Source organism: Arthrobacter roseus (assembly GCF_016907875.1).
In the GTDB taxonomy this organism is placed as follows: Bacteria; Actinomycetota; Actinomycetes; order Actinomycetales; family Micrococcaceae; genus Arthrobacter_J; species Arthrobacter_J roseus.
The window spans coordinates 2,890,379-2,908,453 of record NZ_JAFBCU010000001.1 but is presented as its reverse complement, the minus strand read 5'-3'; the positions used below and the strand labels follow the sequence as shown (position 1 = coordinate 2,908,453).

The 18,075-nt window shown below is 56.9% G+C and carries 18 protein-coding genes; 11 read left to right on the top strand and 7 right to left on the bottom strand.

Features of this window, described 5'->3' with window-relative positions:
* Positions 1–49: 49 nt before the first annotated feature.
* From JOE65_RS14070 to JOE65_RS14040, 7 genes are all read right to left on the bottom strand, one after another.
* Positions 50–835, bottom strand: a complete 786-nt coding sequence (locus JOE65_RS14070; RefSeq protein ID WP_205163781.1) for a TatD family hydrolase — start codon at positions 833–835, stop codon at positions 50–52.
* The gene (locus tag JOE65_RS14065; RefSeq protein ID WP_205163780.1) at positions 832–2,124 is read right to left on the bottom strand and encodes an adenine nucleotide alpha hydrolase family protein; all 1,293 of its coding nucleotides are present in this window, start codon (positions 2,122–2,124) and stop codon (positions 832–834) included. Before JOE65_RS14065 ends, JOE65_RS14070 begins: the two co-directional genes overlap by 4 nt.
* Complete coding sequence (locus JOE65_RS14060) at positions 2,121–2,939, bottom strand: hypothetical protein (protein ID WP_205163779.1); 819 nt, start codon at positions 2,937–2,939, stop codon at positions 2,121–2,123. Before JOE65_RS14060 ends, JOE65_RS14065 begins: the two co-directional genes overlap by 4 nt.
* Positions 2,929–4,806, bottom strand: coding sequence for a KAP family P-loop NTPase fold protein (locus JOE65_RS14055; protein WP_205163778.1), 1,878 nt, complete (start codon positions 4,804–4,806; stop codon positions 2,929–2,931). Before JOE65_RS14055 ends, JOE65_RS14060 begins: the two co-directional genes overlap by 11 nt.
* Complete coding sequence (locus JOE65_RS15560) at positions 4,799–7,585, bottom strand: restriction endonuclease (RefSeq protein ID WP_205163777.1); 2,787 nt, start codon at positions 7,583–7,585, stop codon at positions 4,799–4,801. Before JOE65_RS15560 ends, JOE65_RS14055 begins: the two co-directional genes overlap by 8 nt.
* On the bottom strand, positions 7,569–9,554 hold the full coding sequence (locus tag JOE65_RS14045; RefSeq protein ID WP_205163776.1) for a site-specific DNA-methyltransferase: 1,986 nt from the start codon (positions 9,552–9,554) through the stop codon (positions 7,569–7,571). Before JOE65_RS14045 ends, JOE65_RS15560 begins: the two co-directional genes overlap by 17 nt.
* A gap of 227 nt (positions 9,555–9,781) precedes the next feature.
* The gene (locus JOE65_RS14040; RefSeq protein ID WP_205163775.1) at positions 9,782–10,747 is read right to left on the bottom strand and encodes a hypothetical protein; all 966 of its coding nucleotides are present in this window, start codon (positions 10,745–10,747) and stop codon (positions 9,782–9,784) included.
* A gap of 154 nt (positions 10,748–10,901) precedes the next feature.
* On the opposite strand from JOE65_RS14040, the gene JOE65_RS14035 reads away from it, so the two are divergent.
* The 11 genes from JOE65_RS14035 (at position 10,902) to JOE65_RS13985 (ending at position 18,002) form a co-directional block, all read left to right on the top strand.
* On the top strand, positions 10,902–11,204 hold the full coding sequence (locus JOE65_RS14035) for a hypothetical protein (protein ID WP_205163774.1): 303 nt from the start codon (positions 10,902–10,904) through the stop codon (positions 11,202–11,204).
* 3 nt (positions 11,205–11,207) lie between these two features.
* Entirely contained in the window at positions 11,208–11,438 is a 231-nt protein-coding gene (locus JOE65_RS14030) for a hypothetical protein (RefSeq protein ID WP_205163773.1), read from the top strand.
* Positions 11,435–11,605, top strand: a complete 171-nt coding sequence (locus JOE65_RS14025; RefSeq protein WP_205163772.1) for a hypothetical protein — start codon at positions 11,435–11,437, stop codon at positions 11,603–11,605. Before JOE65_RS14030 ends, JOE65_RS14025 begins: the two co-directional genes overlap by 4 nt.
* Positions 11,606–11,674: 69 nt before the next feature.
* Positions 11,675–12,208: a hypothetical protein gene (locus JOE65_RS14020; RefSeq protein WP_205163771.1), complete on the top strand. Its 534-nt coding sequence runs from the start codon at positions 11,675–11,677 to the stop codon at positions 12,206–12,208.
* On the top strand, positions 12,198–12,404 hold the full coding sequence (locus JOE65_RS14015) for a hypothetical protein (protein WP_205163770.1): 207 nt from the start codon (positions 12,198–12,200) through the stop codon (positions 12,402–12,404). Before JOE65_RS14020 ends, JOE65_RS14015 begins: the two co-directional genes overlap by 11 nt.
* Positions 12,405–12,576: 172 nt before the next feature.
* A complete protein-coding gene (locus JOE65_RS14010; RefSeq protein ID WP_205163769.1) occupies positions 12,577–12,783 on the top strand; it encodes a hypothetical protein in 207 nt (68 codons plus the stop codon).
* Positions 12,776–14,950, top strand: a complete 2,175-nt coding sequence (locus tag JOE65_RS14005) for a type IV secretory system conjugative DNA transfer family protein (RefSeq protein WP_205163768.1) — start codon at positions 12,776–12,778, stop codon at positions 14,948–14,950. Before JOE65_RS14010 ends, JOE65_RS14005 begins: the two co-directional genes overlap by 8 nt.
* On the top strand, positions 14,947–15,921 hold the full coding sequence (locus tag JOE65_RS14000) for a replication-relaxation family protein (RefSeq protein WP_205163767.1): 975 nt from the start codon (positions 14,947–14,949) through the stop codon (positions 15,919–15,921). Before JOE65_RS14005 ends, JOE65_RS14000 begins: the two co-directional genes overlap by 4 nt.
* Entirely contained in the window at positions 15,914–17,017 is a 1,104-nt protein-coding gene (locus JOE65_RS13995; protein ID WP_205163766.1) for a DNA-methyltransferase, read from the top strand. Before JOE65_RS14000 ends, JOE65_RS13995 begins: the two co-directional genes overlap by 8 nt.
* Positions 16,998–17,315: a hypothetical protein gene (locus JOE65_RS13990; RefSeq protein WP_205163765.1), complete on the top strand. Its 318-nt coding sequence runs from the start codon at positions 16,998–17,000 to the stop codon at positions 17,313–17,315. The genes JOE65_RS13995 and JOE65_RS13990 overlap by 20 nt, the downstream gene beginning before the upstream one ends.
* A gap of 102 nt (positions 17,316–17,417) precedes the next feature.
* Positions 17,418–18,002 carry an antirestriction protein ArdA gene (locus JOE65_RS13985; protein ID WP_205163764.1) on the top strand — a complete coding sequence of 195 codons (585 nt, stop codon included), beginning with the start codon at positions 17,418–17,420 and terminating at the stop codon, positions 18,000–18,002.
* Positions 18,003–18,075: the final 73 nt, after the last annotated feature.

Genomic DNA, 18,075 nt, shown 5'->3' with positions numbered 1-18,075 from the left:
ACCCTGACTTAGGCACCAACGACATATCGATGGACACGGCCATCATCCATTACCTCAATTCCGTTCTCGATGCGGAGACCATGCGTTGGATCGGTAAGCTGAACATTGCTTCAATCTTGAGCTGGGCGACCAAGCATTGGAAGTTGGACCATAGCTGCATTCGAATCGCTTCAGCAGAGACTCCATAGTGCTTTGCTAGCAGAGCTTCTACATCGGTTACTGCCCCCGGTTGACGGTGGCCCAGTGCTGATTTGTTACCAGAAGGGTGGTCTGTCTCCACGAAGATCCGATCGATGGGAATTGCCGAAAGAGCTATAGAGTTCTGCATCATCGCAGCGTTGACGGAGAACATGCAGCCAACGGCCACCGCACGACTAGTTTCGGCTACAGAGCCGAGCCACCAGTGGAGGACTACACCGCTAACTGGCACGCTTTCGAGTAGCTCAATCACTTTCCCTGTTGCTCGATAACTATGAATCGATAGGATTCGAGGTTGCTTTTGTGCGAGCTCAAGAATTGTGTGAAGTACTGACTGCTGAACTGTCATTGAGACTCGTGATTGCCCATCAAGACCAATTTCACTCACATACGGGGTGAGCTTCATTAGATCTTCAAAACGAGACTCATTGAATTTCTCCATAGCTGTCGCCACGCCTGGGTGGCATCCAAGACCCCAGACAGTGATGAGATCAGTCCGTTTGAGTGTACGTTCGAATTCGGTAATCGATCTTGTAGCGGCAAAGACAACGGCACCAAGCTTTTCAAGCAGCGACGGTGAAGTCGCGGTATCAATGTGCGCGTGGATATCGATGGGCGGAAGTACACGAGGTTTCACTTTAAGAACTCTCTCAGCTCGTTCGTTCCTCTCTGACAAAGATCGAGTGCTTGGCCTGCCGTGTATCCTACGGGCAAAGACATGGCCATGACGTCCCTCGGCCTGATGCCACGCATCGCGAAGTCTCGCATTGGCTCGACAATCGACTTTTTGTCTACGAACGTCTGAAAACGCTTGCTGGGATCATTGCTGAGGTAGATTGTCTGATCTTTGATTCCTGAAGATGCAAAAGAAGCCCGACGTACAAGACATCCAAAGCAGACCCCACAGGAACTGCCAGGAGGGGCTCCGCTGTATCGAGCGTCTGTGTGTGAGCACGAATTGGTCGCGCTCAAGTAATCGGATGCCGCGGTCGTACCAAGTTCCTCGGTAACGCGAGTGAACATCTCGCCTTTTGTCATATGTTGAAAGGGGTTTTCAATCAGCCCATGTGCGCCAATTGTTTCTAGGATTTGTTGTAGATCGTAAAGGAACTTTGGGTGCGTCGTATGCGTAGATAGACTTCCACGGCGGTCTGGCCCGAGTGGCGGGTTTAGAGATGCGAAGCCGTTTTCGGGGATCCATAGCGGTGATTTGGTCCGCTCTGCAACAGCAAGGCCGATCGCCAAGAAGAGAAGGGATCGTGATCGTGTCGATGGTTCGTCTTTGAATCGTGAGCCGTCGGCGCGCGTCGATCGTCGATTCAGATGAACCTGATGATGCACTTGCCGAGTGGTCGGTGCGAACTTCTGGATGGCGCCGACTAACGCTTTTTGCACCGGAGAGATAGCAGTGGAACTAAAGTGGGAAACCAGCGCGTGCTCACCTCGACCCGCAAAAGATCGAGCGGATATCAGCGCTCCAGCTGCGGAGTCTGCACCACCACTGGTAAGTACCGTTCTGGTATATGTCGCATCCGAGATCGGAAGGGGTGACGAGTCATTTTCCGCGGCCTGAGCAAAGACGAACGACCACCGGTCTCCAGTCAGGAATGCGACCAGTTTCGCCAATTCTGGTTCGACGCTTGCCCAAATGACCGGATTAGATACTTGTACGGTAAGCGAGATATCCCGGGCATTCCAGCTTGATCCTCGGGCACGACGACGTGTCGATCTATCGGCTGCCAAAACACCGAGAGCGATGCGGACGAAATCAACGTTCTTGCTATCAACAGGTCCAAACGAATCAAGGTGCGGGGCTAGGGTTCCCGTGAAGCTATCAGGTGCTGAACGATTCCAAAGGAAGATTTCGTCAAAGTCAACCGCTGAAGCGGCGTCTTGCTGGGATAGCGTCAAAAGGAACTTGTTCATGACTTAACTCCAAGGATGCTGCCCAGGTCTCGGATGCCATTTTCTATGGCAGAGGCCATCTCGCGTTCCGTGGCTCCTGTCTCAGACAGAGGTGTTTGTTTCGCATACTCTTCGGCAAGGTCTCGAATCATGTTTTCTGCGGCCCTTCGAGACTCAAACGACGCACCTTCACTATGTATTTTGGCAGAAACTTCGGTAAGTGTAACTTCGGCGATTGTCGACTCGATCGTCTTTCGAACAACGTCCTCGGGTGATGGATGTGAGCTTGCGGGCTGATCGAGTATCCATTCCACTACTGCCGCAACGATATCTCTTGCTTCAGAGTCTTCGATCGTGCTATCGGGTTGGGCGTCAAAAGCCACCTCGACGATTCTGATTCCAATTGATACAGGGTCACCAAGTGAGCGCAACTCATCGTAGTTTAGGCCGGCGCGGTCAAGGGCATTTCGATCAGCTGAACCATATGCCAGAGCAAGTCGTCCTGCGCGTCCTGCCGCTCTGGAGATTGTCGACACTGAACGGCTGGCCCCTCCAGAGGAACGCCCTCCAGTGCCACCACTGCGCCCGCCACCGCCTCCACCACCACCAGGGCCATCACCGCCGCCACGTGGACGGAGTAGAACTCGCAAGGTAGCACCTATATCAATAGGCGTCGGGCCTGGACGAGTTGGCATTTCGGCTGGGTTGAGTTCAGAGTCATTGGCTGCATCACCAGGAGCGGGGTTATCGAAACCGTCCAGCCACTCCGCCACGGAGTCGCGGAGGTCGTGCGCATCTTTACCGCCGCTACCGCCGAATGATCCGCTAGTTCCCATGTTCTACGCCCCAAGCCTGAACAACAATCGTGAGTGTTCTCTGTAGTTCCGGAGTCGGATTACCAGCTCGCCATGACTCAATTACAGTGAGATATATACCTTGATCCAAGGCCCTCAACTTGAGCGCCGTCGCAGGCTCTATTTCAGCGACGGGCAATGCCTTAAGCGCAGAAACTACACTCCCTGTTGCAGAGGGATGAATTCCTGCTATCCGGAGCATTCCTTCGACCGAGTACTTTTGGATAGTCGGTTGATCTCGTGTCCGACGACCGAGGTGTCCAATAAGCATCAACACGTCCTCAATTGGAAGTGCGCGCAAGTTGTCATCGCTAATCGTAACTCGATCCACTTTCAGGCTTGACGTTAGGCCAGCTGCTATATCGCGGAGACGTTCAGGAAGGCCTTCGTCGATTACTTCAATGCGTGCAAATGACGCAGCCAGATACAAATATCCAGATACAGCAGTCGCATCTAGTGTTGGTGGCAACTTGGCCCATCGAACCATCGTGTCTGAGAACACCTCGTCTTTTGACGTTTTCTCTACGATAGGTACCACTTTCCGTGCAACACCCTTCTTGGGCGGATCACTTTCCGCGCTAGGGTCGTTATCTGTAAAAATAGGGGGTTCTGCGCGATTGGCCAGCATGTCTAGTGCCTGAAGCTTATCCCTCAGTTGGTTAGATGCCAGCCATTCGAGAACCCTCCGGAAATCATCCTTTAGAAGGCGTTCAAGTACCATCAGTTTCGCAACAGCGTCAGATGGCAAAATGATCCCTCGGCGGCTAGCAACGGCTTGACGTACGTTTAGATCGTTGAGGAATCGCTTGATATTTCGTGGGTTTCCATGAAACTTTTCATACAGAATCGGTGTGAGTCGAGATGCGGTGGCCAAACTAGTGGTCAAATCAATATGATCTGGAAGTGTCAGATCGTCGATACTTCCCCCGCTTTGGCGTAGTTCGTTGCACTGTTCGACCAGCTGTTCAAATTGAGCCGGGTCCAGCTGTGATTTCGTGAGAAGCAGAAATAGGTACGCCTGAGTGTCGAATCGGCTCAGCCCTGGAAGTGGAATCGTGGTTTGAACGATCTTGTGAAGATACAGTTTTGCCGGGGCTTCCTCTTCTTGGTTCGATGCCGGGGTAGTCCCCAATCGTTGTTGTATCGCTTCGGCAACTCGGTCTTCATCTGCCGCGATAATGAACGACATGCCTTTTGCCGAGAGGAATAAGCGGATCGCTTCAAGCGTATCGACGACGGTTTCAGGCAGGCATCGATCAAGGTCATCGACCAGCACGACCACTCGCGAGATATGATCCAGAGCCTCGGAATTGAGTAAGAGCGAGAAGTCCTCTCGAAACTCGTCAAGGCCTCGTTCGCCGCCAAGTTCCTCTGGCGATCCGTCCTTGACGAGGTTCAATAGATCTTCAGGTTTAGGTAGTTGAAGAGTCATGGACGTCATAGCTGCCATCTTGACGGCCTTGGACCAGTTAATTCGCTTTACAAGACTTCTGAATATTCCCTTAGCCTTCTCGCCAGCTGTATCCTCTTTGAGTTCTCCTCCGAGAGCTGCGAGGACTTCCGAAATGAGGCTTTCCTTTGGCCCGATAGCTGGGTCGTAGCGCCATGGTTGGGTTGAAATCACCAAGACTTTAGTCTCTGGTCCCTGTGAACGGGATTCAATCTCGGCTTTGATCAGTTCCAGGACGCTGGTCTTTCCGCTGCCCCATGCACCGGAAAGACCGAGTGCTATCGGATCCAGTGCATCATCGAAAACTGCATCAACCGCCGTGAGCGCAACCGCGTTGAAAGAGAGCAGGTCCTGAATCGCAGGCTCGTCCGACCACAACGGAAATGACGCTTTACTCATGATGAGTTCCATCCATCCCGATTGAAATTCTCATTCCGGCCCGGTCAGTGGTGTGTATGTAATCGACTGGGCCAATAGGTGCGGATTCAAAGTGGCGCTTCGCAAAGCGAATACGCATCGCTTCATCCCATTCCAGGTCTTTGAGATTCGTCGTATCTTTGGTTTCACGAACCAAGTACAGGCGTTGAGTGCCGCTCTCGTCGTACACGATTGCCCAGTCGGGCGAGTATTCACCGACTGGTGTGCGGACACGAAAGCGCCTTGGTAGCTTGGTGAAGAGCTTTACATGCTCCTGGTCATTTTCAAGGAGTGCAGAGAATGATCGTTCGACGTGGCTGTCGTAAATGGTCGAGTCGAAGAGGTTTGCCCCATCAGCAGGTGCTGGTACGACGCCGTAGCTCGGATCGATCTCAGGCATCACTGGAGGGGGATTTACAGTTTCGGCTTCAATGAACACAACCTCTGCATCCCACGACTCACCATCGGGGAGCGGCTCGTATCCAATATGTTTCACCATCTCTTCGATTGTTGTCGTCCGAATGGCATTCGCAACAATGCGCGCCCAGCGATCAGGGTCGTCGATTACTCGACGCCGAACACGAAGCGGTAGTGCACTGAGAATCGCAATAATAGTCGGTCGTGTCAGCTGCAACGGATATTTGGTTGCCAGTAGCTGGTCTTCGACCAGCCGGACTGGATCAGGCAGGCGTTGGCCGACTATGTCGAGGGACTCGCCTTGATCTTCCGATACGACATTATCGCCAGTGATGACTTGACCCTCATCGTCATATTCTAAGTCTGCCGTCTGTAAGACGTTCGCGCGCCGGGCGAGATATGCAACATCATCCAAGATCTCGGACGCTGCAACGGCGTCCGGCAGCACAACCGGGTCGAGGTTGACTCGATAGCGAGCCTTATAGCGAATATGTTTCCACAATGCAGAAAACTCGGGACTTTCAAACTTATCTGCACGTCGTCGAACCGTGATCTCGTTATCCGCGTTGTCTGGCTCCGGGCCGTCATCGCCATTACCGGAGCCGCCGTCGGCGATGTATTCATTATTGAGTCCTTCGCGGAAGGCAGCGAACGATTCATCGACGACTAGAGTGAGGCGGCATGTTGCCGGGTCGAAGACGCGGCGTCCATCTTCGTCAACGGGTAGTCGAAGACCTCGCCCAATTTGCTGACGACGCTCTAGCTCTGACTGAGTATGTCGCAGGAACCCAACCTGGAATACGTTCGGATTGTCCCAGCCCTCGCGCAGTGCTGAGTGAGAGAAGATGAAAGCGCGCGGGTTATCACGTGTCAGGATGAGTTCCTTGTTTGTGATGATTTCTTCGTACGCCCTCGCTTCAAACTCCGCGTCGGATGCATTCCCCTTCGTATCTTTGTAGATTCCGGTTTTGGTGGAAGGGAAGTAGTGGACGCGGAGCGACTCTGGGTCTGGGCAGTCGGCTTCGGGCCGGCCCGCATGCACCCATTCTTCGCGGAATAGCCTATCGAACAATGTCGGCAGCTCGGAAGTTTCACCAATGTAATCTGCGACCCGCTCGACAAAGAATAGTGAGAGAACCTTGACGGTTCGCCCTGTGCTGTTGATCTGATCCTGACGGGCGAGATGTTGGCGAATTGTATGGCGGATCTGATCGCTCCACACTGAAATACGATCCACGCCGATTTCGTGACCGACACGGACTTCAGTGCCGTCGTCGAAAATGATTCGATCTGGCTTACGTTCAAATCGGTTGACGACCATACCTCTATAAGCGTCCAGTCCTTCAGATTCCAAGAAAAGATCCGAACTATTCTGCAGAACCGCATCAGTCCGAACCGGGCCAGACTTACTGGCTCTATTTATGACGACCTCTGCCATAAGTCGTTTGCGGACACTCCGAATCTTTTTGACAAGTAGGTACGGCTTGCCAGAGTCTCCAGCAACGATGCCCTTGACCGACACTCGCTTGACCAATCCAGCTTCACTGGCTGCTTTGGGTCCTAGTCGGTGAACAAGGTTGAAGAGTTCTCGGTGTGTTGCACTGTATCTGAGCGCTACGAGAGGATTTAGTGTCGCGATCGCCTTCCGACGGAGGTCGGTAGTCATGTTCTGCGGTTCGTCGAGGAGTACCACAGGACGCGCCGATGCAATGCCTGATATTCCGCTGCCGGATTCGTTCCAGAGCCGTGGCTGTTCAGCCTCCTGGTACACGGAATTGGAGTCTGGCTTGTCGATTGCCTGAACGCTCGCGACTAGAAACTGAACAGTTCCCGATGGCTCGGTGAAGTCATCCAGACCGGACCCCTCTCCAAGAACGCCCCAATTGTATGAAATGCCAGGAAATTTGGTGCGGAAATGGGATTCAGTTTGTTCGAAAGTCTTGACGACTCCTGCGCGGATAGCGACAGAATGGACGAGGATTACAAACTTACGCAGACCATATGTTTCAGCCAGCCGGAGGGCTGTTGCGATGTAGACATAGGTCTTACCCGTGCCAGTCTCCATCTCGACGGAGAAGTTTGGAAATGAACGGTCTTCACCCTGCAGATCTTCGCTCTCCAGCAGCACGAGGTCATTTTGCCTGGCCACCGACTCGCGTTCAGTAATCGTCGCCAGATTGTCCGCAAGGAGGCTCGCATCTAGGGTGAAGCCGCTGTGGCCGTCATTCCCAGCAGCTTGACCAGCCAAAACATCATATGGCGCACGGAGTGCGCCTTCAAACAGGTCTGTTACTGCTGCTATTGCCGCCGCTTGATGCGGCTGATCCTCAAAGCGAAACTTCACGTGGCACCCGCTCCAACAAAACCAATTTGGACTGCAACCGCGGTGCTAGCGTCAGCGTGGTTGCATCTGAGACCTTATCTCCGCGAAGGATAAGCGTGTCGTTGTCGGTCAGCTTAATGACATCTGCCGTAGCGAGATCGAATTCATCAAGGCTGATGAGCAAGCGCCCCGGAGTGTCAGAGGATGCAACGGCTTGCGTAAATTCATAGACAGTGACGCCGTTCAGCTCATGCTCTGTGACTTTGGCATCAAGCTTCGTGGCTGTTGATTTGAGCGCTACTTCCCACGCAACCGCTAGTGGGTCTGCGTCAGTAACGACGGGGCTTCCGTGTGTGCCTGAGAGAGACATCTGCAGGTACTCGTCGCCAGTCATGCCGAGGCTAGCAATAAGCTGGGGCTGAATGACGAGGTTCGTGGGCCTTGTACGAAATACACGGAACCCAAGGTCGGGAGCATCGAGTGTGTCCCCCTGAAGCATCGCCGCCGCCCGGCGAAGCCGCTCCGCGGTTACTTCGAATATTGTCTCGTATCCCGCATTGAGTGCATTCTTGCCAGTGGTTTCTGTCGCGTCGGGTTTGGCCGGAATCTGGACGAGCACCCAGTGCCGAGTCTTTGAATCCTTAGGGTTCTGCTCCCACACGGCTTGGCCAGTTGAACCTGATCCTGCAAAGAAATCAATAACGAGATCTCCATCATCCGTCATCGAGTGGATAAGCCGTGCCAGAACGTCGACATTCTTTGGATTGTCGAAGACATCAACATCCATGAGCTTCTTCAGCGCTTTGGATGCAGCACGTCGATCGCGATAGAAGACTGATGCTGGAGACCAGTCTTCGTGTTCTTCGAGATAGCGTTTGACCTGAATTCGTTTGTCCGTGGTATCTGGATAGAGTAATCGATTATCTGCATCGAGCCGCTCCATTGCAGCACGTTCATATCGCCAGCCATTTGCTGGCACGGAGTAGCCTTTCCAGTCATACATTAGGTTCGGGCGTGGATTCGGGCTTGATATGTCGCCAGGAAAGTAGATTCCACGGTCGTCAACAACTTTGTAGTGCGCATGTGCTTTGGACGGATCTTCATCCGGCAGCGATTTGTACCATTTTTTGAGACATGCGGTCACCGCATCGTGGTCGTTGCCGTGTTCTGCACGAAATTCCGCCAACTTGGCATAGACCGGTTCAAGACCACTCTTTCGTTCTTTCCATCGCGTATCTTTCGTTTTGAGATATTCGAGGTCTCGCGCGTAAACGAGAATGTAGTCTTGCCCTCCAGCAGTAAGCTTGCCGTCACCCTTCCTCGCACCTCGCCATGTCATCATGTCAACGAAGTTTTCGGCTCCAAAGACAGCATCCAGCAGGAGCCGGAAGTGGTGAACTTCATTGTTGTCTATTGATGCGAGAATGACTCCGTCGCGGCGCAGGAGGTGTCGAGCGACCGCTAGACGAGGAAACATCATAGAGAGCCATGGCGCATGCTTGCGACCGGTGTTTTCGATTTTGCTGGTCGTTGCGTTACCTTGCTCGTCAATTTGGCCAGTCGCGGCGAGATAGTCGCTTTCAGGGATGGCAAAATCGTCATTGTACGTGAAGGAATTTCCCGTGTTGTATGGGGGGTCGATATAGATTAACTTGGCTTGGCCGCTGTAGCCCCTTTTCAGCAACTTAAGCACCTGAAGGTTGTCTCCTTCAACCAGAGCATCTCGCGCGTTTTCCCAGTTGAGAGAGGCTTCAGGATCCGGCATAAGTCTGGCCGTCGTCGCGGCTCGTGCTTCCTGACGTGCTTCCTCAATACCCGGCCAGCTGAACGTGAATGACGGCTTGCGCTCATCTCCAGCGCCGAGGGCTGTAAGGAGTGAATCGGCGTCTAGTTCGCCGTCCTGAAATGCTTCAGGGATCAAATCACGAAGCTGACTCAACAACTCTTCTTGTTGGTCTGCGGTTGATCCGGGGACATTTTCAGTACTCATACAGTGTGCTCCTGCGCGGCAGTTAATGGTTTCCCCTCCAAGACTACTAAGGCACGCCGACACAATGTGCTTTTAAGCAGGGAGGGTAGCGTCATGGCCGGGATCATCTCTACCGGACGCCATGTTCTACTCCTTGTTATACCACAAGTGGGCCGTTAGTTTAAGCTTCACCTAAATTGTGCCTTGGCGAGCACCCCCCTGGCCGGTCCATGCATCGTTTCGACACTTCACCATTCCCATGCAATGCCACTAAACAAACCACCATGAACGTCACGGAGGCGTATGCCAACAATTCCGCGGTCGTCAAGCTCAACTGAATTGTGTTCGTTGGCGTTCGACGGTCGAGCAAAGGGGCTGACCCTCTCGAATTTCCACAGGCTCCGCGGCTTGTCGCCTATGAAGCCCACTTGGATGGATGCGAGGAGTGTCCTGTCGTGAAACGCGCGGCTGGCAAGCTTGAGCGCTGCATGCTCTTCGCGCTGTTGTTCGGGGAACACCGTGAACTTGAGATCGTAAATTTGCCCACGCTCCATGGGTTCAGTCTTGGTGCGTGCCTTGTCGAGGTGCCAGAAGTGGTCGTCGTAGCCAGCCCCTTCGACTGAGCGGGTGTTGACCTTGAAGTCCCCTCCAGCCTGCGGATTGACCCAGCCGTCGTGGGAGCGGCTGACCGTGACGTAGTCCAACTTGTCGACCATGTTGGCGAATCGGTAGTACTCGCGGGTCTCTCGCCATTTGCGATTCTCCACGATAACCATGGTGCTGGCTGCTTCGTAGATGATGCCGCCGTGCATCTCAGGCACGTGCAGCACCAGTGGAGACTGCGCATAGGTCCCGGTAACGAGTCTGGAATGCAGGTGCCGAAGCGCCGATTCCTCCCTTGAAGCGACTGTCTCGATGCCGCGTCCGATCTTGCTGCCATGGATCTGCCTTCGCTTCTCTAGCCCAGCAACGCCCTCTGCCTCTGGACTTAGGGCGAAGATGTCGAGCAAAAGCGCTGACTCGTTCTGCTCAAGCGTGTAGATCGCGGACAAGAACCGGCTTTTTAGCCGTTCAAAGGTGTCCTCGTAGGATCCGCGCAGCACTTCGTCAACTATCGCTGCTTTGAAGAGTCGACGCTGTATGAAGCCCTCATTTTTGCGCAACAAAGACAGTTCTTGCGCCAGCGATTCAGCATCGTCACGGTCCAATGTCATACACCCAACTATGCCGCAACACTTACCAAAGACAGTTGTGATTCGCTCATTCCAACTTTTTTCCAACTTTCAGATCGCCCCACCGATCGCTTCTAGTCTCTAACTAACCCCGAAATACACAGGGATGAACTACTACGAAGAAGGAGCGGCAACCATGTCGAACATTGTGCCCTCGCCAAAGGGTCCCACCACAAACACTCCCGAGAGCTTCTCGCGTCCGGAGGGTCGGTCACTGGCTCGACGTCAGAACGCAGAGGTAGCCCGTGGACTGGTGACTGCGACCCGCATCCAGGCAGCCGGCCACGTTGCAGCTACTGCAATGCACATGACATCCATGCTCAGCCGCGAAGCCGCGTTTCTGGCCGACGGCGATCCGCAGACGGCCGCACGGTTGAACTTCATTGTCGATTCCTTCGCGGATAACGCCGCGTGGGAAGTCCGCCAGTTCCGCGGTTAGGCCGTGGACCCCGATTCCGGCGGCAACGCCGGGGATCTCATCATCGTGGAATCCATGGCCTACGCTGCGCGACTGTTCACCGAGCTGCATGACAGCATCCAGGAGTACGCGCAGACACTCGGAATTCTCGATCCAGTTGCCGCCGAGCATCTGCTGCGCGTGGCACTGGCCGGTGTCAGCGCGGCCACGGACGAGCTATCGGAGTGGCTGCTAGATGGCAACGGTCAGTCATGATCACGTTCATCATGTGGATGGCCATCATGGCGGTCGTCATCGCAGCCGTCTTCTGGCTCGACATTCCAGCGATCGCAAGAGTCACGGTCACAGCAATCGCCGTGACTCTACGGCTGCACATGAAGTTCATCGTCGCATGCTGGTTCCTGCTCACCACGCGCCGCTGATCGCACCTCTCCCGTAGGCCGCGGCCTACTCCCCCTCAAAAACACACCTCCCGAAAGGGCTTATTTGTCATGCCTCAAAACATCTCCAACACTGAGCTGGCCACCGGCCAAAAGAACCTGAGCACCTACGTGACCCTGGAAGCATCCCACATCGCCTCCCGCGTCGGATTCGCTTGGGAACCGATCGAGGATGCCCCGAGCACCTACAAGTCGCTCAAATCGGCCTACGAAACCTCAATGCGCACCAAGGCACCGTTGCCGGTCAGCAACGAGAATTCCAGCCGCGTCATCTTCGCATCCCCCGAGGGCAACTTCGCGTACCGCTACCTGCACGACATGGGGCATGTGGAGATGGGGTTGTCGTTCAACCCGGTCGATGAGTTCGAGCTGGCCCGCCGCCTGATGTGCCGCCTGGAGCGGTCGGGCTACGGGCCGGACGCCCTGGAATGGAAGCTGTACCAAGCCGATGCGATCGGGCAGGTGATCCACTACGCCCTGACCAAGCGCTACGTCGGTGACCAGCTCCAGTTCGCGCTGGACTGCATCCGGCACGGCCTGGAGTGCGGCATCTTCCTGGAAGTCGAGCGCCAGCGTGGGAACTAACCCGACCGATCCGAAATCCCTGTTCGATCGGCTGATCGGCGGTTGCATGTCGGTGCTGCTGGCGTCCATCGCCATCTACTGCGCTGCCCAGATCATCCAGTCCATCTGGCCGGTCCTGGTCATCGTCACCGGCGTCGTCGCCCTGGTCTGGATTGCGGTCATCGTGATCCGGATCTGGCTCTCGCGCCGCTACTAATCCATCGCCGCTACGCACGTAGTCCGGCTTGTTCCAGTCGGTGTTGTGGTTTTCGCCAAAGTGGTTGTCCGTTCAACAAATTGAACGCATACTACCCCACAGACCCGTTCAATACGTTGAACGATCGTCTGTCTCGACAACCACAACACCGACTGAAAGGAGGGAAATCATCATGCCTACACAGAAGAAACCGCGCCGCAGCCGCGCCGCCAATCCACGCCAGGATCGCCGCGTCGTGGTCTACGGCGTCCAGCGCGAGAAGCCAGATTTGCGCAAGCTCAGTCGCGCCGTCATTGCCATGGCGCAGGCCGAAGCCGAGCGCGAAGCCCAGGCGCAGCACGAAACGAATCTGCGCCCACGAGGAGACCGTCATGACTGACCGGGAATCCATCTTGCGCCAACTCATCTGGCAGGAGATCTACTGGCCACAGCCACTGGATAACGCCCACACCGTGAATCTGTTGCGCCACTGGGCCGCCCAAACCCACGCGCCACAGATCATCCTCGAAACCCGAGCCACCAAAACCGGCACCCGCTACCTGGTGGCCACCCAGCGCCGCCACAGCTCAGCCATCCGCCGGGACATCGAACAGCTGGCGCCCGGCACCATCGTGGCCGACGACGCCACCGGACGAGGGAAGGCGCAGACCGCGCGACGTCTGATAGTCAACCAGCCGATCCGTTCGCTGGAATCCCTCGACACAGAAGGTAGCACCCGGTCAATTCTGGCCAGCATGTCAGACCTGCGAGGTTCAGAGATCGTGGTGACGCAAATCGTTCTGGGGCCACGCCTCGCACCACACCTGCTGTCTGGACGGATTCAACGCGTCGACCAGGGCATGGGCTCGCTTGTCCTATCCGGCAGCCAACCCGAACGCCGTACCCAGGTCACCCGACAGGTCGAACTCAAGCAGTCCGAACACGGCTTTGCCGCCGTCCTGCGCATCGGTGTCCAATCTGCCGACGAAGTCCGCCGCAAGGCGCTACTCCAGCGCGTTGTGGGTGCTTTCCGCACCCTCCTGGCTCCTGGCCTGCGTCTGGAGGAGCGCCGCGAAAAGGCGGGACGGATCAATGAACCGGCTGCGGAGTGGGCCTTCTTTACCCCGGCCCAGCGCCTCTCGGTGACCGAAACCAGTCTCCTGAGCGGCTGGCCAGTGGGGAATACAGATACCCCATACCCGGGACTACCACCGATCCATCCTCGCCAGGTGCGACCGTCCTTTGTCGCCAGGGAAGGCCACCGCATCATTGCCCAGGCAACCGCACCAGGATCCACCGAATCCAGACTCGGCATCACGGCAGATGACAGCCGACGCCACCTCTGGCTCATGGGGCCAACCGGCGTCGGCAAGAGTTCATTGCTGCTGAACCTAATCTGCAATGACATGCTCGCGGGGCGAGGTCTGGTCGTCATCGAGCCCAAGGACCTGATCCGCGACGTCCTGGAGCTTGTCCCAGATTCGCGGCGAGATGACATTGTGCTGCTCGATGCACTAGACAGTGAACCGGTAGGGATTAATCCACTCGACCTACACGGACGTTCACCCGCGTTGGTGGCCGATCAAATCTTCGGTACGTTCAAGGCCCTATACGGGGCCGACGGACTGGGGCCACGTTCCTCGGACATCCTGCGCCAAAGCCTGCTGGCCCTGGCCACGCGGGGCGATGCCAGTCTGGCCATGTTGCCTGTACTACTCACGAACCCCGGCTTCCGGCGTTCGGTCACCGGGCAAATGGCCCGCAGTGACCCGTTCTCGGCTGGACCATTCTGGCACTGGTTCAACCAGCTCTCCCCCGAAGCCAGCGCACAGGTGACGGCTCCACTGTTGAACAAGCTGCGTCCGCTATTGGATCCGCACCTGCGCCAAGTGGTGGCCCAGCGTCAGCCACGCTTCAACATCCGCCAGGCCCTCACCGAACGGAAGATCCTGTTGGTGCCACTCCAAAAGGGGATCATCGGTCCGGAAGCCGCCGAACTACTTGGCGCGCTGGTGGTGGCGGAACTCTGGCAAGCCATCCAAGAGCGCGCCTCGATCAACCCGAAAGACCGCGACACCGTCATGGTCTACCTCGATGAGGTGCAGGACTACTTGCGGTTGCCAACGGATCTTAGTTCGGCGCTCGCGACTTCCCGCAGCCTGGGTGCCGCATTCCACGTCGCCCACCAATATCTGGATCAGCTACCGGTCGCCATGCGCTCGGCATTCGAGGCCAACTGCCGCTCCCGCGTGTTCTTCCAGATGGCAGCCAGGGACGCCCGCGCTGCCGCTGCCATGGCCCCGGGACTGGATGCCGAGGACTTCACGGCATTGCCGGCTCGACACCTCTATGCCCAGCTTGTCCACCAGGGCACGGTCACCGACTGGGCCTCGGGCAGGACACTCACCACCCCGCGAAAAGCTGCCAATGTCGCAGATATCAAGGCCCGCAGCCGCCGCCAGTACGGGCAACCCGTCGATGCCATTGAACAGGGGCTGCTCGAAGTCCTAGACGGCTCGCAGGAAGACAACGACTCGGGCGGACGCCGCCGAAGGAGCACCCCATGAGCGACACAACACCACTACCGACCGACTACCCGACCGAGTCGAACCGGGAACAGACGAACACGCTGGCCAGCGCCAAACGGGCGGCGACAGGGGCGACGAATACCGTTGCTCTTCCAAGCACCGGCTCACATACGGGGCCACGCATCAGCAACCGGCGGCTTGAGGATATTCGCGCCGGGCTCAGCGACCGCGACCTGGCCATGCTGGCATCGGTCGAACGCTACCGCTTCCTCAGCGCAAGGCACCTGCAAGCGCTGCATTTCACTGACCACGCATCCACGGAATCAGCGTCTCGCACCTGTCGCCGGGTGCTGGCCCGGCTACGTAGACTGCGCATCCTGGGTGTGCTGGATCGTCGTATCGGTGGCATCCGGGCCGGCTCCGAAGGGCTTGTTTATTACGTCGATACCGCCGGAGACCGCATCCAGCGCGACGGCGCCCAGGCACGGAGGCGTCGGCGCTTTGATGAGCCATCCGCCCGCTTCCTCGACCACACGCTGGCGATCGCGGATATGGCCATCGCCGTCAGGGAGGCCGCTCAGTCCCACGGCGCCGAAGTCGTCAAGATCGACCCCGAACACCACGCCACCCGCACCTATCAAGACGGCTACGGCGTTCCCCAAGTCCTGCGCCCGGACCTCTATATCGAACTGGCTGCATCGGTCGGGGATGACGAGGTGAGTGTCTTCTTCATTGAAGTCGACCTGGGTCACGAGAGCCTGCCGACCCTTTTGGGGAAGTCGCTGGCCTACGAGGAGTACCGGGCCACCGGCAGCGAACAGCGTCAATACGGGGGCTTCCCCCAGGTCATCTGGGCCATGGACGCCCACCGCGAGACCACAGCACTTCGGCGCCGTAAAGCCTTGGGAGATGCCATCGAGCGGAACAGCCGCACCGCCGCGAGTCTCTACCGGATCCTGGCACTTCCGGACACCGCCGACGCGCTCGTACAGGGGTTGTGCCATGACTAGACCGACCAACCATCTACTAATCGGTGATGCCCTGAAAACCCTGCACACCTTACCTGACGGCAGCATCGACATGTGCCTGACCAGCCCGCCGTACTTCCGGCTGCGCGACTACGACGCGTCCGGCCAACTCGGACTGGAGGAATCGGTGGACGCATGGGCACACAATATCCGGCAGATCACCCAGGAGATCCACCGTGTTCTGGTTCCGACCGGCACGCTCTGGCTGAACCTGGGCGACACCTACGTCACCCACCCACGCCAAGGTGCGCCGCCAAAAAGCCTGGCGCTGGCACCGGAGCGCGTTGCCCGCCTCCTCCAAGATGATGGCTGGATCCTGCGCAACAAGATCATCTGGGCCAAGCCGAATCCGATGCCAACCAGCGTCCGCGACCGACTCACGGCCACCCACGAGGTGATCTACGTTTTCGCCAAGCAATCCCGATACTTCTTCGATCTGGACAGTATCCGCGTTCCGCACTGCTCCAAGCCGGGCACACCACCGCCGGGCCGCACTCGCCGACCAGCCAGGGAACAGTGGCGTGGACCCAACGCGGACTCCACCACGGGACTGGCCGCGTTGAAGGCCCGCGGCATGGTCGGACACCCGTTGGGTAAGAACCCGGGTGATGTCTGGAATATCGCCACAGCCCCGGGTAAGGGCACCCACCACGCCACGTTTCCCGAACCACTGGCCGCCCGTTGCATCCTGGCAGGTGTGCCGGAGGCGCGTTGCGTCACCTGTAAAAAACCGCATACGAGAGCCCTGCACCGATTAGGGGAAACAGCCACCCGGCTGGCCCTCGCCGCCACCTGCACGCACCAGGACGGCACCGAACCCGGCATTGTGCTTGATCCATTCATGGGGTCGGGCACCACCGCCGTGACGGCCGAGCGTTTACACCGGCAGTGGGTCGGCATCGAACTTAATCCAGACTTCGCTCGTGAAGCACTGGATCGAATCAATGACGCTCAGGCCTCTCCTGAGGCCCGAGCCGGTGCCCTCGCCGGTGTCATGCGGATTGGTGAGTCAGGTTCCATCCCGGAACCTCGCCGACCGCAAGCACCGAGGAGTTGTCATGACGACACCACCGATTGACGGCATCGACCGTCACAACCAGGGCAGCGTGAAAACGCTGGCCGTCCGGCTCGAACCCGACATCCACACCCAACTGGTGCTCATCGCCCAGCTGCGTGGCAGCACCCTCACCGAAGAGATCCGCCAAGCTTTGGCCGCGCACATCGCGCAGGTCAAGGCCAACACCGATCTGGTCTCCCAGGCTGAATCGGCCATGGCAGAGATCGAACGTGAGGCAGCCGCCCGCCGCGAAGCTATCGCCAGCCTGTTCGGCAACGAACAAGCCGAAGCCAAGCCCCGCACGGCGCGTGGACGGTAATCGAGCCACCATCCCGGCAGATGCCAGCGTGAGCCGAATCCTTCGTGGGTTCCCTCCGCTGGCTCTGCCGGGCACCCCACCAATTTTGAAAGGAGGAACCATATGAACCACGAACGCACCCCCGATACCAACCCGGAGCAGGACCCCGTCCACACCACGCCCTCGATCTATATCGCGTCTCTGGCCGACTACAACAACGGCCGGCTACTCGGTGACTGGATCGACGCCACGATCGGAGCCGACGCCATCCATGAAAAGATCACCGCCATCCTGGCCAAGTCCACCGAATTTGCACCCGAGGAATGGGCCATCCATGACTATGAAGGATTTGGCGTGAAACGCCTGGGCGAATACGAAAGCATCGAATACGTGGCCGCACTGGCTGAAGGCATCGAAAAGTACGGAGAAGCCTTCGCCGCCTTGGTCGACTACAGCGGATTGGATTCCGAAGAGTGGCACTACTTCGAAGACGCCTACATCGGCGAATACCCGGACTTGACGACCTACGCCGAGCAAATCGTCGAAGATCTAGGCTGGCGCAGCCTGATTGATGAGCACGTACCGGAGGGCATGAAGTCGTATGTCCGGATTGACACCGAACAGATGGCCGAAGACATGCGTCTGGGCGGCGAAATCTATTTCGTCGAATCAGACACAGGAATCTACGTATTCAACGGCCATAGCTGAACAATGTCGAAGAATAAGGCAGGACTTCCTGCCTTGACGAAATAGATGTTGTGGAATTCGCTTAAATCGTTGA